Source organism: Mesorhizobium sp. M1004 (assembly GCF_040318795.1).
In the GTDB taxonomy this organism is placed as follows: domain Bacteria; phylum Pseudomonadota; class Alphaproteobacteria; order Rhizobiales; family Rhizobiaceae; genus Mesorhizobium.
Map to the genome: position 1 here is coordinate 1 of NZ_JAMYNB010000050.1, position 542 is coordinate 542.

The following is a 542-nucleotide window of genomic DNA, read 5'->3' on the forward strand; positions in this document are numbered from 1 at the left end:
TCGGTGGCGACAACCTTGATCCTGACGTCCGGATGCTCTTCCTGAAAATGATAGAGTTGGGGCGCCAGCCAATGTGCCGCTAGAGATGTCGACGCTGCGAAGGTGATGTACTTCGTTCCGCGATCGGAGATGATCTCAAGCCGCTGTTCCAGACGGCGGAAGCTGGTGCGCACCTCGTCATAGAGCTGCCTGCCAGGTTCTGTCAGCTGCACTCCTCGATTATCTCGGACAAAGAGTGCGGTCCCGCAATGTTTCTCGAACGTCTTGATTGAGTGCGAGACGCTCGGTTGCGTCACGTTAAGCTCGCTCGCTGCACTCTTGAAACTCAGGGTTCGGGCCGCCGCTTCGAAGACAAAAAGCGAGTGCGTCGAGGGTACCAGGTTACGAAGCTTTGACATGAAGCAGGTCTATATCAGGCGCGATCTTTTCCGTCTACGCGACCGACAGCACATGGTCTATTCGGACAGGAAGAACGCTAGAGCAGCCGTTGGCGCGACTACGCTACCGGCCGCATTCACCTAGAGAGTTGGCAGTGAACTCAT

1 protein-coding gene and 1 pseudogene are annotated in these 542 nt (G+C 56.1%); both read right to left on the reverse strand.

Features of this window, described 5'->3' with window-relative positions:
- On the reverse strand, window positions 1-212 hold a 212-nt coding region (locus tag NKH54_RS32470; protein ID WP_353029729.1), incomplete at its 3' end, for a LysR family transcriptional regulator.
- 36 nt (window positions 213-248) lie between these two features.
- Window positions 249-398, reverse strand: a pseudogene (locus NKH54_RS32475) (LysR family transcriptional regulator); the annotation flags it as partial.
- Between the last annotated feature and the right edge of the window lie 144 nt (window positions 399-542).